The sequence below is a fragment of the Marinomonas sp. FW-1 genome (genome assembly GCF_005222245.1).
In the GTDB taxonomy this organism is placed as follows: Bacteria; Pseudomonadota; Gammaproteobacteria; order Pseudomonadales; family Marinomonadaceae; genus Marinomonas; species Marinomonas alcarazii.
In genome coordinates, this window is record NZ_CP025987.1 from 1,188,316 (window position 1) to 1,203,215 (window position 14,900).

18 protein-coding genes are annotated in these 14,900 nt (G+C 45.3%); 17 read left to right on the forward strand and 1 reads right to left on the reverse strand.

Features of this window, described 5'->3' with window-relative positions:
• Window positions 1–2: 2 nt before the first annotated feature.
• The gene (locus C1X04_RS05600) at window positions 3–773 is read left to right on the forward strand and encodes an MAE_28990/MAE_18760 family HEPN-like nuclease (RefSeq protein ID WP_137169377.1); all 771 of its coding nucleotides are present in this window, start codon (window positions 3–5) and stop codon (window positions 771–773) included.
• A gap of 245 nt (window positions 774–1,018) precedes the next feature.
• Window positions 1,019–1,588 carry a KilA-N domain-containing protein gene (locus C1X04_RS05605; RefSeq protein ID WP_137169378.1) on the forward strand — a complete coding sequence of 190 codons (570 nt, stop codon included), beginning with the start codon at window positions 1,019–1,021 and terminating at the stop codon, window positions 1,586–1,588.
• Window positions 1,589–1,817: 229 nt separating this feature from the next.
• Here C1X04_RS05605 and C1X04_RS05615 read toward each other — a convergent pair whose 3' ends face one another.
• Complete coding sequence (locus C1X04_RS05615; protein ID WP_137169379.1) at window positions 1,818–4,301, reverse strand: BsuBI/PstI family type II restriction endonuclease; 2,484 nt, start codon at window positions 4,299–4,301, stop codon at window positions 1,818–1,820.
• 432 nt (window positions 4,302–4,733) lie between these two features.
• Here C1X04_RS05615 and C1X04_RS05620 point away from each other — a divergent pair, with 432 nt between their 5' ends.
• From C1X04_RS05620 to C1X04_RS05690, 15 genes are all read left to right on the forward strand, one after another.
• The gene (locus tag C1X04_RS05620; protein ID WP_137169380.1) at window positions 4,734–5,066 is read left to right on the forward strand and encodes a hypothetical protein; all 333 of its coding nucleotides are present in this window, start codon (window positions 4,734–4,736) and stop codon (window positions 5,064–5,066) included.
• Window positions 5,063–5,581, forward strand: a complete 519-nt coding sequence (locus C1X04_RS05625) for a hypothetical protein (protein WP_137169381.1) — start codon at window positions 5,063–5,065, stop codon at window positions 5,579–5,581. Before C1X04_RS05620 ends, C1X04_RS05625 begins: the two co-directional genes overlap by 4 nt.
• A complete protein-coding gene (locus C1X04_RS05630; RefSeq protein WP_137169382.1) occupies window positions 5,578–5,892 on the forward strand; it encodes a hypothetical protein in 315 nt (104 codons plus the stop codon). Before C1X04_RS05625 ends, C1X04_RS05630 begins: the two co-directional genes overlap by 4 nt.
• 298 nt (window positions 5,893–6,190) lie before the next feature.
• The gene (locus tag C1X04_RS05635; RefSeq protein ID WP_137169383.1) at window positions 6,191–6,775 is read left to right on the forward strand and encodes a hypothetical protein; all 585 of its coding nucleotides are present in this window, start codon (window positions 6,191–6,193) and stop codon (window positions 6,773–6,775) included.
• A complete protein-coding gene (locus C1X04_RS05640; RefSeq protein ID WP_137169384.1) occupies window positions 6,675–8,594 on the forward strand; it encodes a terminase gpA endonuclease subunit in 1,920 nt (639 codons plus the stop codon). Before C1X04_RS05635 ends, C1X04_RS05640 begins: the two co-directional genes overlap by 101 nt.
• Window positions 8,594–8,827 carry a gpW family head-tail joining protein gene (gene gpW, locus C1X04_RS05645; protein WP_137169385.1) on the forward strand — a complete coding sequence of 78 codons (234 nt, stop codon included), beginning with the start codon at window positions 8,594–8,596 and terminating at the stop codon, window positions 8,825–8,827. Before C1X04_RS05640 ends, gpW begins: the two co-directional genes overlap by 1 nt.
• Window positions 8,824–10,179, forward strand: coding sequence for a phage portal protein (locus C1X04_RS05650; protein WP_175404903.1), 1,356 nt, complete (start codon window positions 8,824–8,826; stop codon window positions 10,177–10,179). Before gpW ends, C1X04_RS05650 begins: the two co-directional genes overlap by 4 nt.
• Entirely contained in the window at window positions 10,127–11,236 is a 1,110-nt protein-coding gene (locus C1X04_RS05655) for a S49 family peptidase (RefSeq protein WP_137169387.1), read from the forward strand. Before C1X04_RS05650 ends, C1X04_RS05655 begins: the two co-directional genes overlap by 53 nt.
• Window positions 11,236–11,571, forward strand: a complete 336-nt coding sequence (locus tag C1X04_RS05660; protein WP_137169388.1) for a hypothetical protein — start codon at window positions 11,236–11,238, stop codon at window positions 11,569–11,571. Before C1X04_RS05655 ends, C1X04_RS05660 begins: the two co-directional genes overlap by 1 nt.
• Window positions 11,571–12,557 carry a major capsid protein gene (locus C1X04_RS05665; protein ID WP_137169389.1) on the forward strand — a complete coding sequence of 329 codons (987 nt, stop codon included), beginning with the start codon at window positions 11,571–11,573 and terminating at the stop codon, window positions 12,555–12,557. Before C1X04_RS05660 ends, C1X04_RS05665 begins: the two co-directional genes overlap by 1 nt.
• 48 nt (window positions 12,558–12,605) lie before the next feature.
• A complete protein-coding gene (locus C1X04_RS05670; protein WP_137169390.1) occupies window positions 12,606–12,959 on the forward strand; it encodes a hypothetical protein in 354 nt (117 codons plus the stop codon).
• A 3-nt stretch (window positions 12,960–12,962) separates the two neighbouring features.
• Window positions 12,963–13,532, forward strand: a complete 570-nt coding sequence (locus C1X04_RS05675; protein ID WP_137169391.1) for a phage tail protein — start codon at window positions 12,963–12,965, stop codon at window positions 13,530–13,532.
• Window positions 13,533–14,057: a hypothetical protein gene (locus tag C1X04_RS05680; RefSeq protein WP_137169392.1), complete on the forward strand. Its 525-nt coding sequence runs from the start codon at window positions 13,533–13,535 to the stop codon at window positions 14,055–14,057. It abuts the gene before it with no gap.
• Window positions 14,057–14,674 (forward strand): phage baseplate assembly protein V, encoded by a 618-nt coding sequence (locus C1X04_RS05685; RefSeq protein ID WP_137169393.1) that lies wholly within the window; start codon window positions 14,057–14,059, stop codon window positions 14,672–14,674. The genes C1X04_RS05680 and C1X04_RS05685 overlap by 1 nt, the downstream gene beginning before the upstream one ends.
• Window positions 14,675–14,697: 23 nt before the next feature.
• Window positions 14,698–14,895, forward strand: coding sequence for a hypothetical protein (locus tag C1X04_RS05690; protein ID WP_137169394.1), 198 nt, complete (start codon window positions 14,698–14,700; stop codon window positions 14,893–14,895).
• The last annotated feature ends 5 nt before the right edge of the window (window positions 14,896–14,900 follow it).

Here is a 14,900-nt window from a genome sequence, read left to right on the forward strand (position 1 = left end):
GAATGAAGTTAGATTTTCTTATAGATTCTCTAGATCAAGATTTGGCTTGGAGAAAAAAAGAGGTATCTGATATAAGTAGCCTCTTTGGGTCCAGTGAGTTGGAGGTTCTTAGAAAATCTCTCTTGCTGGTTTTATATTCACATTGGGAAGGTTACGTTAAGAATGCTTCTAAGCTATATCTTCGCTATGTTAGTGAATTAAAGGAAAGAAACGTAAACTTAACAATTAATTTTAACGCTATTGCGCTAAAGTCTTTAATTGCTCAAGTAAATGAAAGTGGCGAGAGTATATCTCTTTCTAATGAAATTTCTTTTCTTGAAAAATTTTCAGGAAAAGATAGGGCTCCTTTTAAAATAAATTCAGATTACTTTGAAGATAGAAATAATAAGTTGATTGATACCAAGAGTAATTTGAATCCAGATATATTTGAGAAGATATGTGATCTTATAGGGTTGGGTAAGAAAAGCATAATAACTACAAAAAAACCATATTTGGATAGATGCTTTTTAGGTAATAGAAATTCAATAAGTCATGGATCAAAAATCCTTGAGCAAGAGGATGATGAGTTTGATTTGTCTGATGAGTCTATTATTCAGCTAAAAGAACTTGTTTTTTTCATCTTAGATAGCTTTAAAGAAGATATACAAAACTACGCTGAGAATAAATTCTATCTAAAGAGTAAGGCCGAAGAAAAAATAGCGTTTGATGAAAAAAGTAACGAAAAGATCGAAAGACTCGCAAATCCAGTTGACCGCTCTCGTCCATTGATCTAGCATTAGTATTGCACTGGCAAAATCCAGTGTCGGGATTGCAACCCCGTTTTACAACAGCGGCCTAGAACACGCTCCGCGTGTTTTTTTGTGGCCGGAATCCGCCTGTTATGGTGGGTCTTTGTTTGGGCTAACTTCGGTTAGGCCGTTACCTGTTGGCGGTTGTTGCAACCCAGATACTTGACCCACCACCTTAATAAGATTGCAACCTTATTGAAGTGGTCAACGATGACAACAGGAGGCCAACGATGGCTCATTTAATTATTTCTTCAAAAGACATCCGCACACTCGACGGATTGTATTCCCTTAATGATCTTCATGTTGTATCTGGCGCGAGTCAGAAGCATAAACCAGCAAATTTTATGCGCTTAGAAACGACTCAAGAATTAATTGCTGAAATTGACCGATGCTCAGATCTGAGCAACACTTTTAAATCAAATCGGGGTGGAGCTGATAAAGGCACTTGGGTGTGCAAAGAACTGGTGTACGCTTACGCCATGTGGATTAGCCCGAAGTTCAACCTAGAAGTTATCCGCGCCTTCGACCAAGCCCAACAGCCAGAACCCGAACCGGTGCAACAAACCTTACCCGCCCCGATCCAAGACGATGAAAAGCTCAAACTCATTAATGATGTCGCCAAATCTTTGGGCATAACCGAAAGCATCGCCGTCGTATCCGCCACCGACATCATGGCCATGATCCAAACCATCCGAAACTACCAACAACAACTCGCCAGAATCCAAACCAACCCCGCATGGGTCGACCAAACCATCGAACGAGTCAAAAACGCCACAGGCCGACACTTCGGAGAAGGTTAGAGCAGGGAGCAACAAGGGGCGAAATGCCCCTTGTTATATTAATATTTTGAGTTATGATGATTAGACAGTTTGCTGCGGAAAGCTTTTGTTTTCCAGAGTTGTCTGAGTGGCCTAAGGTACTGGTTTTATACTCCAGCGATGGGTAACCATCCGTGGGTTCGAATCCCACACTCTCCGCCAAAAGCCCTTCCAGTTTTCTGGAGGGGCTTTTGAGGTTTTAGGGGCTCTGTTAGTGAGGGCCTAAGAATCTATCACCGTTAAAATGAATCATGTGTGAAGGGGTGTCTGCTACCCAAACTTCCGTTTCCCACGATATATCCATAATAAATCGTTTCAGAATTGTTTTGTTCGGCACTGCAGTTACGTAGACTGGGCCAGCCGTTTTTGAGTTGCTGAATAACTCTTTGAGTTCTTGATGGCGCTTTCCGTCTACTGGTCCATGGCTAGTGACTGATTCTATGAGTAACAACCAGTCTTTTTCTGGCCAGTAAAGGATTACGTCTGGAAGTTTTCCTTTTTTATCTACCGTTATTCCTAACTCGGCAAGCCTTTTTTGTTTAAAAAAATCATTTTTGGCGCCAGTGTCACCTAAATAGATCACTTCTGAACCTGGAGCAAAACGAGGGCCAAAGTCCGTAACGATGTCATGGATTAGCTGGCTGTGCTCACCTGGACTAAGTTTGATTTCAGATCCATCATCCAGCGTTAATGGAATCATGCTCATGTTTCGTTCCATTGCATAACTTGAGGCAAGCGAATGACTTTGCCCTTTAAACTCACGCAGTGCAGCGTCCCAATCTGTTGTACCATATGTATTAAGAAGGTTAATAACTTCCTCTGTTATCTGATAACAAGCTTTTGGTGAGTTTACTGGTCTATTTGGCTCGTCGGGGTTGTATAGGCATATAGCACCAGCGGTAAATTGATGTAGGGTTTGTCTTCTGAATGTCTCGCGAGTATTCGGTGCATACTCTTTACCGTAATGGTCTTTAGCCCATGACATGATAGGTGTGACTCCCATCATTGGTCGTTGGATCTTTTGCCATGTTTGGTTAGGCTTTAAGTCTAGCAGAGCTAAGAGGGTGAGCGCTGATCTTTCATTTTGTTGTGCGCGTGGCATACCTAGTAGTGCAAGTATGTCGATGGCTTGTTGGATTTTTTCTTGTGCATTGAGTGGGTTGTCGTTATTGCCAGTCATCAAAAAGATTTCCTTATCAATTAACGCGTCTATTTCGTTTTGGTTTATTGGGAGGTTTTCTATCTGCGAGCCAATTCTTTTTAGAGACTCTACGCTTGGGTAGTGTATGTTTCTTAGGTCAGTTGCATTTACTTGAGTGTGACCACCAAAGATTCGATAATATTTGTCCAGTAATGTGGAATTTAAATAGGCGTACAGACCAAGAGCTATGTGCCGATCCATGCCAACTTTTTTTCTGTGAAAAACGTTTAGCTTGTTTTCAAAGCCAATCATTTTACCGGGAAGATGGCTGTCATATGCAGTAGCTACTATGCGGCGTTTTTCTTCTTTTGAGCTAAATCGCCTTACAATGACAAATGAGCCTTCATGTTTCCAGAGCCAAGGCTTAGAAGTATCTGTTACTTTTATTGCATTTGGCTTCTTTGATTCTTTAGGCCAGTTTACTTGGCCATTCAAGTGGATTGGATAGATTAACGGAACGGCATTTTCTTCAATGTCTGTTCTTAGGTCATCTTTGAGTCTAAAGTCTACAACAGGCCCTGTGCTGACTTCTATTTCGATATCTTTCAAACTTGAGTTGAAAGCACTCAGGCGGTCAATTATTGCTTGGTCTCGATTGTTTGCAGCAATATGAAAAAATCTATCTTTATCATCAGGGTTCACAATTTTGTGAAATGGAACTGTTCTGGTTGTCATGTCAGACGCTGTGATGGAGCTACTTTCTTCGTCGATATGAAAATCAGCATTAGGGCTAGAGGTTATCGTTACTTCCCTTTGTTCTGCGCCTTTTATTAGATGAATGATGATGTTCTCTTGTAGTACTTTGTCCTCAGAAAAGGCGTTACTTCTGCTATCGAAGATATGGATATGCTTGATTGCTGTTTCTCGTAGAATCTGCTCTCTAAATGGTGTGTAGTATGGGCCGTTACAAAATGACCTTGGTATTATGGCTACTAATTCACCTTTATCTTTAAGTTGCTTGATAGCTAAAGATACAAATCCTGAATATAGATTAACTGTTTCAATCCCTGCGGAGCTAAGTGCCTTGCGATGATCGCTTGATGATGGAATTTTTTTGTATGGTGGGTTCATTATGCAGTGACTGAATGTTGAACCAGAAAATAGACCTGATTCTTCGACCGTTGCAAGAACATAGTCTTTGGTCTGAAACGACAACTTTGCTTTCACAGCATTTTTGTTTGCCGTTGCCTCACATACTTCAATTGTCTCTAGAATATAAGGTGTAATTGATTCTTCAATATCGATTAATTTAGCTTCAATCGATTGCGTTTCACCACGCTTCACTGCCTCATCGATGAAAGCTGCAGTTAGTGAGCCAGGGCCACAGCCAGGATCAAGTAATTGTATAGCCCCTTTGTAAGAACTAAATAATGAGGCCATGTATGTTGATATGGGCTGACTTGTAAAAAATTGACCTAATGAGCCCTTTTTCGTTGGGTCAATTGATTCGCTTGCACTTATTCGAATCAGGTCAACGTTAGGTAGTGCTGTCATGAATGCCTCTAATTGTTTGTATCGTTATAGCTGCTGTTTTATACCATTTTATTAGTGCGTATGCTCGTTAATAGGCTTCCGACAGTCTTAATAAGCCACCTTCGGGTGGTTTTTTTGTGCCTGAACAAAACGTTTTTATCAAAAAAGAACTGTGATTTGCCGCCAACATGCCGCCATTGAGTTGTTAAGGCGCGTTGCTCTAGCCCAATAAATACAAGGCTCTATGTGCAAAATGTCGCTTTCATAAGAAGAGAACGACATTTTGCTTTTGCGCGCGCAAGGCTTGCGAGGCAGGGAATTAGGCGTTAAAGTTTCTTCACGCTGTTAGTTTTATGTCTGACGGCAACACAACTTATCAGGCCTCGCCAAGTGCGGGGCTTTGTCATTTCTGGGCCTCGCTTTTTGCGGGGCTTTTTCGTTTCTGGGGTTTCTATGGCCAACGAATGGGATCATTTTCGCGAGCTAATAGAAGCTCAACGCAAAGAGAACAGAGAGCAGTTTGGTGAACTGCGTAAAGCAACTAGCGAGATGGCTCAGTCTGTCTCACGTCTGACTGCATTAGTCGCACGAGTAGAAGAGCGGCACCTTTCTCATGACGATGGCATGAAGCGAATAGGTAAGGTGGTTGATGACCATGAAAGCCGTATTCGAACCATTGAAAGCCGTACTAATACTGCGTTTGGTAGCTGGAAGGCTATCACTATCATTGCCTCAATGGTGACCGCTGTTGTCACTATTGCCATTAATATTTGGGGTAACAAATGAGTTTAAACCTAGAACAATTGCGTGAGTATGTGGTTTTACCAACGCTTTCAAACCTTGGAATGTACAGCGAAGCCGCAGAACAGTTGGTTATGGGGACGATTACACAAGAGTCACGCGCCACGCATCTGAAGCAGCTTGGCAAAGGTCCAGCACTTGGTTTGATCCAGATGGAGCCAGCAACGCATGCGGACTTATGGCGCAACTTCATTAAGTACAAATCCTCATTGCAGGATGATCTTCGTGCCTTGCTTAGTGGTGAAGCCGATAGCGTGTTCGAAGTGTGTGGTGTACCGGACGAATTAGAGCTGATGAGCAACATCAAATACGCCGTGGCCATGTGTCGTGTTCATTACTGGCGTAAACCTCAATCATTGCCTGAGCCCAATAATATCAAGGCTTTAGGCGAATATTGGAAAGATCATTACAACACGATTCATGGCGCTGGAACGGTGCATGAGTTCATCAATAACTTTCCGTTTGAGCTGTACGGAATCGATAAGGAGCAATACGTATGAGCACGATTATAAAAGGTCTTCTTGGCTTGATAACTGGCAATTTGCCAGGCTTGATCATGAGCTTGGCGATGGATGCACTGAAAGCCACCATCCTAAAAATCAAATGGGAAATTGTTGTCGAACGATTTGTCAGTCGAGCCATCACTATTGGCCTTCGTTGGCTGGAAAAACGCTACTCAAATAAGCTTTTGAAAGTCACCGTTGACTCAATTTTAGAGCAGCTTGGAGACCCTGAAGTTGGTCTTCCAAGAGTCAAAGAGCAAGACGTGAAAATTCAACGTAAAACGACCCCTAGAAACCGTGAAAATTAGGGGAATTTTGGCCTGTTTTTGATGGTGTGTTTTTGCTGCATTTTTAATGACAAAAACAGTCAGTGTGTATTTTTAGCAAAAATGCTTAAAAATGGCTTTTTTTACGTCATTGTTGACCGCTTGGTTAATGTTTTTTGATGTATATAAGTTGTTGATTTATAAAGAAAAGGTACTCGCCATAGGGGCCTTTTTTCTGCGGGTCTAAGACTCGCGGCCTCTCAGAATTTTTTAAAAATATGGCTTGTTTTTCCCATTCCGCTTTGTCTTATCTATTCGTTATTAGTGAGAATTGTTTGCAATGAGCACGATTAAAGAGCTTGCGAAGTCATTAGGTGTAGTTGAACGAACAATTCGTAATCACATAAAAGACGGCTATGCCTTGGTATTTCTAGGGTCTGGAAAAATTAATGTTGAGGAATCTGTTCGTTCCTATGTGAAATATCAGTCCGAAAAAATCCGCCATATGAAGGCGAATAAGGGAAGGGAAACGGGTGGAAGCAGAAGAAATATAAATTCTCCTAAATCCTTCGAAGATTGGAAAACTGAGAAGGAAAAGCAGGCTGCCATAAAACTTCAATTACAGAATGGAAAAGACAAAGGTGAATTGATACCTGCTGAGGCTATGTTTGAGCTCTATAACGCCCCTTTATCTGCCGTCAAAAGCAAGCTGTTAGACCTGTCAAATCAGATACAAAAACGCGTTTCTCTTAAGCCTGATGATGTAAAGCAGGTTGATGATGTGGTGCGGGCCGCTCTTGAAAGGTTGAACGGGAAAGGTCTGGATGAATTACACCCCATTATTGAAGAAATTCTCGAACGCTATTCGAAGTTCTATCGTTCCACCGATGAAGATGCCGATCATCAAATGGGCGAAGAAGAATGAGAATTCAACTGCACAGATTTTCCCGCCTAAATCTTTTCAACGAGCGTGGTTGTTGGCGTTTGAATCGCCACTGATCGAAAAAATCGTTTTATCAAAAAGTGCTCGTGTTGGGTACGCAATATTCATCAACACAACAGTTGCTTGGGTTATCACGAATGATCCTGGCAACATCATGATTGTTCAGAACACAGAAGGGGATGCAAATAAATTCTCTACTCGTGAGATAGGCAAGGTATTCACCTATAGCGCACCAGTTAAAGACCGTCTATTTGGCAAGAATACCACCAATGAAAAGAGCTTTTTTGGTGGTGAAATATCGGTTGTATGGGCGACGTCTGCCAGTAGCTTTCGGATGGTGACAATCAAGTATCTCTTCATGGATGAGATATCGGGTTATCCAGATAACGTCGATAAAGAAGGTGATTCGATTGATCTCGGTATCACTCGAACCGAGAGTGAAGGACAACGCAAGATCGTTCTTGGCTCCACACCAAAAGAAGCCGGTACTTGTAAGATCACGCGTGAGTTTCTGCAAACCGATCAGCGTTATTTGTATGTGCCTTGCCCTCATTGCGATTTCAAGCAACGCCTAAAGTTAGAGAATTTCCGATACTCGCCTAAACACTTCAAAGACGCGCATTTCGTCTGCATTCATTGCGGCGGCAAGATTGAAGAACACCACAAATTCAACATGGTGGAGGCGGGGGAATGGCGTGCCACGCGAGAGTTTGAATGCTGTGGCGTCCATCAAACGCCAGAACGATGGGACGAAACCGGCTCCGCTTTGTGCTGCAAATGTGGCGAACCGGGCGACACCAACGAACGCGGCAAAATAGACGCTGGCTTTCATATTTGGTCGGCTTACAACGACAACCCTAACACCTCGTTGCCATCGATAGCCGCCGAATACGACAAGGCGAAAAAAGACCCGCGCAAAATGCAAACCTTCATGAACACGAAGGTGGGCGTGGAGTACTCGGACGCATCACGAGCGCACAAGCTCAACAACTTTGAAGCATTGTATAAGCGGCGAGAATACTACTCGCCAATGGAATCTTTGCCTGAGCAAGTGCGCTGTGTCTTGGCGACGATTGATACCCAAAAGAACCGCTTTGATTATCACTTTTGGGCGGTTGGCGAGCGTGGCGAAATGTGGGCAATTCATTACGGGAAAATCCATGGTGACCCTGAAGATGTCTCGACTCAGCAAAACCTGATTCGTGAATTAGAAACCGAATTCACCTTATCCGATGGGCGAACCATTGGCGTGTTTGCGGCGGCTATGGACTGTAACGGCCATGCGTGGAAAGCCATGCTGGAGTTTTGCGCGCCTTACCAAGGTTGGATCTTTGCCATTCGTGGGGAAGGGAATGCAAAAACCAAATTCAAACCTGAATTCACACTCACATACAAGGTTCATCCCGAAGCGCGGTGTGAGTATCGCAGCCTTAACGTTCATCAACTGAAAAACCGAGCGGCAGAACGTTTAAACAACGAAATGCCAGGCAAGAACTACATTCACTTTCCCGTAAACGATGTGTTCGATTTGGTCTATTTCCAAATGCTCACTGCCGAGGAGTTAAAGGGCAGCGGCAGCAATGTGAAGTGGGACAAAAAGCCCGATCAAAAGCGCAACGAGCCTTGGGATTTGCTCGTTTACGTGCTGTGGCTTTACGACTTCTTACGACCCGAAATACAAGACGCGTCACCCCAAGAACCGCTTGGCTTGATTGATCCAAACGCCCACAAAATCACAGACGATATTATCGAAACTGACTACGGCGATTATTACGAAACGTCAGATTATGGAGACTACTGATGACGATCTATTCTACTGATGACAACTTAAAAATCGTCCAGCAAGCGATAACCGACCTAGTGCAAGGTAAGCGCAAAGTCCGCGTCGAATACACCACGCCACAAGGTGGCCGAACTTCCATGCAATACACGGAAGTGAGCTTGTCAGAACTGCGTTCGTTAGAGCGCCAAATGATCAGCGATTTGCAGTCAGTTCCCTTGATGGAAAGCGTAGATGTCGAGGTGATATTTTGAGTTATTCCAGTGTTGCTAAATCGCCCTTATTCAAAGGCGCTGAGCTGCATGATAACGAGAAAAGCGAAAACGTTCTTTTAAAAGAGATCACCGCCAGTCATCACCTTATTCGTAATAATCCTTTGTTACGAGTGGGCGCGTCTCGCTTTCGTGCAAGCTGTATTGGTGGCGGCGCAAAGCCGGTTTTCGATCCTAATTTGTTCAGTGAGTCGTTCATTCAGAGTTTTGAGGAATGGACGCTTTACTGTGACTTTTACGAAAACACCAACTTTGCAGGTGTTCAGGCATTAGCCGTTATCACCATGTTATTGGATGGCAGCGCGTTCATTGTGCGTCGTCGAACATTGCACCGCATACCTTTGCAAATACAGGTCGTTAGCCCGCTAAGTTTGGCGATTGGTTTAGAGCAAACGGGGGCGGGGAGTTACGTTCGTGGCGGCATCATGTACGCCAAAAACGGCAAGGTGAAAAAGTACGCCTTCTACAAACTGCCACGAGATCACCCAGATTTTGACGAAGATTCGGTGAACTGGATACCCGCTGAAGACGTGATCCACCTTCGTGACGTTGTGCATGTATCGCAAAGTACAGCTCAGCCTTGGATTTCCCCTGGTGCCGACTTCGCCAAGCAATACCAAGACAATCAAACCGTCGAGATTAAGTCTCGGATGAAGCGCGTAGGCCAACAAGTATTTGCTCTCAAAGAAGCCGAGGTCAGCCAAACCGCAAGCGGCCCAGCCAGTCAAAGAACGCCCCAGCGCCTTGTTCACAATGCGGGTGGTGTGACCTTCTTGAATGGTGTGAAAGAGATTAAAACCGCGTCACCCGCCGAGATTGCAGGCAACTATCAAGAGCACAACAACCAAGTGTTGCGAATGATTGCAGGGCTGTTGGGCATTACCTACGAAATGCTAACGGGGGATTTAACGCAAGTTAACTATTCTAGTATTCGTGCGGGCATGATCAACCATCGCCGCTTAGTTGGGCAGTTACGAGGCATCGTTTTAGGCCCTGCGTTTAACCGGATTCTAGGCTGGTTAATAGACGCGTTCCATCTTGGTACGTCTGAAAGTTTGCCTAACTATTTCGAGAACCCTTACACCTATCTCAACCCCACATGGATTTGGCCAGAATGGGAAGAAATCGACCCACTCAAAGCCGCTAAGGCGCTGGTGTTAGAAGTTCAAAACGACATCACATCATTGGAAGAAGTCTCGAATAGTCGCGGCAAAACACTCGATAAACATTTGGATGGCGTTCAACGAAGCCAAGAAGCGAAACAATCAAGAGGAATAAACGATGCGGCATCTTCTGCAGTTGATGACGAACTCCCCGATGATGATGACGATTGACGCTCATCAGGCCAACTTTGAGTTACTCAAACAGTTTTACCAGAACCCAAGCCTGTTTTTAGGCGGCGAAAAAAGCGGACGAGTCGACACCTTTTGTCACTTGTCTGTCTTTGGTCCCACCTCGCACCGCTTCAATGGGCTAGACGCGAATTGTAATCAAGTCCTGTCTTATCGAGACTTGCGGCAAAGCTTCAATGTGCTTGCTCAAGACAGTTCGGTGAAGAACATCTTTGTGGAATTCGACGGCCCCGGCGGTGAGGCATCCGGTTGTTTTGATCTGGCTAACCTGATCAAAGAAATTGGGGCGATAAAGCCGGTGATTGGCTTCATCAATGGCGGTTCGTACTCTGCCAATTACGCCTTGGCCAGTGCATGTACCGAGCTATACGCCAGCCCACACAGCATGGCCGGTTCCATTGGTGTGATCTTTGGTCGTCGTGAAGTTCATAACGATAAGGAGACCATTACCTACTTCACCACAGGCGAAGCCAAAGCCGACGGCTCACCGCATTTGGCATTGAGTGAGGCAGAGCGCGAACGCCATCAAGCCATGGTGAACCAATTAGGCGATGCCTTTTTTCAACTGGTGGCGCAAAACCGAGGCATTGACGCCACTCAAGTTAAAGCACTGCAAGCCAAGATGTTTGGTGCTCGCGATTTACTCACCCACGGCCTAATTGATGGCATCAAAACAGAGGAAGAGATTCATACCATGATGACAGATGCAAAACACAAACGAATAGTCGCAGAAATCAACGCGGCCCACGAAGCGGAAACCAGCGACCTAAAAGCGCAAATCGTTGCGTTACAGCAATCGTCCCTTGCTCAAGCGAACAATCAAACAGAGCTGGCGAAAAAGATTAACCATCTTGCAAAGGCCGCTGGTGTCCCCGAAATGGCAGGCCAGCTTATTCAAGACAACGCCAGTGAAGAAGCCGCGGCCAAAGCGTTGAAAGAAGCCGCCGCGAAAAAAGACGAAGACATTTCATTAACCAGCGGTTTGGAGTCTCACAAAGAAGAGAGCTACGACATGCTGCAACTGATTGAGGATGCGTAATGCAAGAGATTCATAACAAGGTATCGGACTCTTTAATACTCCTTTGGTCCCACGAGCGCGGCGAGATGTGCATCAAGCAAATCGATGCCGCTGCGACGCAACCAGAGTGGTCTATCGTCACCAAAGAAGGCAAAGCACTAAATGTAAAAGCGGAAGGCTACGATGGTAGCGATGCTTACGGCATTCATGCTGGCGGCGGCAAGGTTTACTGGGCGAACTCGGTATTCAATACGCTCTACATCGCATGGCCAGACGGGGTGACGGAGCCGATTAAAACGGCCATCACCGAACAGCTTGAAAAAGCATTCATTGTTATCAAAAAAGGGTCACAGTAATGGAAGAATTATTCGATCACGAGGCGTTTTCACTTGTCTCACTGACAGCGGGTTTTAATGCATCGGTTCACATCGATACTGATGTTTTAAACATGTTTAAAGTGGAGAATGTCGAAAACCGTACCGTCATGATTGTGAAGTCTGGTAAACAACTTCAAGTCTTGATGCCAGGTGAAATCGGCCAAAACCCCAACATCGACGAACACGACGCTGAAAACGCAGTACCAGTGCATTTGATTCGTTATCCATTTGATACGCGGATTGTTCCTAGTGACCTGTCACGCATTGGCTCACTTCGTGATAAGAAGATCAAAGCCCAAGAATTGGCGGCTTTGGTCAAGAGCCATATGGGTAAGCACAAAAGCAACCATCGTTATACTGCTGCATTTACTGCCTATTCTGCATTGAAAGGCAAAGTGAAAAACAAAAAAGGTGCGGTTCTAGTGGATTTGCATAAAGTGCTGGGTGTGGATGAGCGTAAGTTGGATTTGAAGCTCGGCACAGCAGGAACAGATGTACCTGCTTTGTTGAAAGGGCTGCGCAAAGCTACCGTAGACAACGCCAAAAAGCATGGTCATTTAACGCTGCAAGGTGTCGAGTGTCGCATTGGTCAGGAAATGATTGAGAAGATTCTCAACCACGACAGCATCAAAAAATTCTACAGTGATGAAATTCACGCGAAACGTGTCGTGGCTTTTGCCGACGATCCAAGCGAAATCAACATTTGTGGTATTAAGTTTATTGCCGACGAAGCGGATGAAGTGGCTACAAAGGGCGCTTCTTACCCAGTTGGGGTAAATGACTTGTGGTGCATGTTGCGCGCACCAGCGGATGTGTTGCATGCCAGCTCCGCCAAAGCCCGTGAGTGTCATATCACGACCAAAGAACTGGACCATGACGAAGGCTTGGAAATCCGCTCCCGCGCGATTTACTTGCCAATCGCTCGCGATCCATCTTTGTTAGCTGAAATCTACAGCTCTAACTAACAGAGCTTTTTCTTTACCAACTCCTTATTTTTGACTTATGGGGCGCTTATGAATCTCAGTCATCGTGCTGTCTTAGACGCACTCAAAAGCGACATTGATAAGGCGTTTGGGCAAGACGCGATATGGATATCGCAAACCGGTACTACAGGCACCATAACAGGGACGTTCTCATTCATAGAACGCGACGTGAACACCACGTCGAAATCAAAAACCGCAGGGCAACTGCATATCGATGTGATCACCGCGACCTTTTGCGTATCACCCCACCATTGCCCCTGCGAAGAGGGGGATCGCCTCGAAATTGACGGCGTATCCTATCTGATTTTGCCCTTTCAACAAGCCGAGTTTGAAATCGTACTTCCCTTGAAAGTGACTCAAAACAAAGACCACAACTGGCGGTAATGTATGAACCTACAAATAGATTTAGGGGAAGGCGTTGCCGAGCTAGAAGAACAATTAGAGCTGTCTATTCGTCAACTGCAAAAAGCCGTGACACGAACGCTTAAAAAAGTGGCGCGCTGGTTAGAAACCCAAACCAAACGAGAACTAGGCGTCGCTTTGTCGGTTCCTCAACGAGTGTTAGCGGCGCGATATTACAAAACCTTTTACATCAAAAACGGCCAACGCACGGTTAATGTGTGGTTTGGCTTAGCGCCCATATCCGTAGCGGCCTTGGGCAAACCTAAGCAAACGGACGTTGGCGTAAGAGTCGGCAAGCATCACTTTGTTGGCGCCTTTATCGCCACCATGAAAAACGGCCACAGCGGCGTATTTAAACGCAAGCACAAGAAGGGCGGTAAGCGTTCAAAGCGAGCCGATGGGCAATGGACAGAACTGCCGATCGAAGAAGAGCGTTTCCTTATTAATGACATCGCTCAACCCATCATAGAGCGTTATCACGTGCGAGCCGAGGCGCGCTTTCGCCAAATCCTAAAGCAAGAAATCAACTTTGCGATGAACGTCGAGGGGCAATGAGTGGCAAACACCAATATCAACTTAAGCAATGTACACCAAGCCATCATCGACGCCCTGAAAGGTCGTTTTCCTAAAGTCACCATAGACAGCTACGACCCAAGCGAGAACCTTGAGTCTCTCGCTCCGGCTTGCCTGCTAAATATTGAAGAACTGCCCAAAGCGCCCGATGTGGGTGATGGTCGTTATCCCGTCGTGGCGCAATTTGCCATTCACTGTGTGCTAGGTCGAGAAGTAAAAAACCTACAAATGGAGCTACAAGAGTTTGCCGTGGCTGTGTCGCAGTTTGTTTATGAAAAAGGTATTTGGCTAAAAGGTTCCGTGTTAGAGAAGCCATTTAACATCGAGGCGTACCCTGGCAACTTTCGTAAAGACACCTGTGGCGGCTTTGATTCGTGGGTGGTGAATTGGGAGCAAAAGCTCTATCTCGGTGCATCCACTTGGCAACCTGAAGCCGTTAAAAGCGGCATTCGCATTGCGACCAACCCAACCGATGAAAACAACCAAGACGAATACCGGAGTCTCTAATGCGCCAACTGATTGAAGCCATGGTTCGGGATATGTTGCAGCCTTACCTCGATAGAATCGAAGAGCTAAGCGAAGAAACCGAAGACCTAAGACGACGCATGCAAAGCATTATTCGCCTTGGTCGTGTCATTGCCGTTCACGAATCGGGCAACTTGATCAAAGTTCAGCATGGGGGACTTAAAACGCCTTTTATTCGTTGGTTTGCCTACGCCGCTGGCGATACCTCGGATTATCGCTGTCCATCCGTGGGCGAGCAGGCGGTATTACTTAATTACGGCGCAGGCAATAACGGCACCCAAACCGTCGCACTGATCGGGTTATTTAGTGATAACTTCCCCGCACCGAGTAACGACCCTAACGAGATTGTTCGCTGTTATGCAGACGGTTCACTCGTTTCATATCATGTTAAAAATCATCTTCTCAAAGTCGAGGTGAAAGGCGACGTGGTCGTCAATGTCGATAAAACAGCCAAGGTTAAAGCAGGTGGTGAAGTCACCGTAGACGGCAGCATGATCAAGCTCAATAAAGGCATGGGCGTAGTAACTGGTGCTCACAAATGCATGATCACAGGGTTACCTCATGCTGACTGTTCATCCACCGTCACTGCTGGCAAATAAGTATTGGAAAAGAGGTATTCAACATGGCACTCAACTCCGAACAACTCGCCAAAGACATAGAAGCAGCCATGCAAGCCAATGGATTTGATCCATTGGCAAACAAAGCCGCGGGGCATAAATGGTGGTTAGCGTTTGCTGAAGGCATTGTTAACCACATCACCCAAAATGCAGAGGTGCCGGTTAAAGGTGGCTCTTCTGCAGGTACCTATAAAGTCACTTAACAACA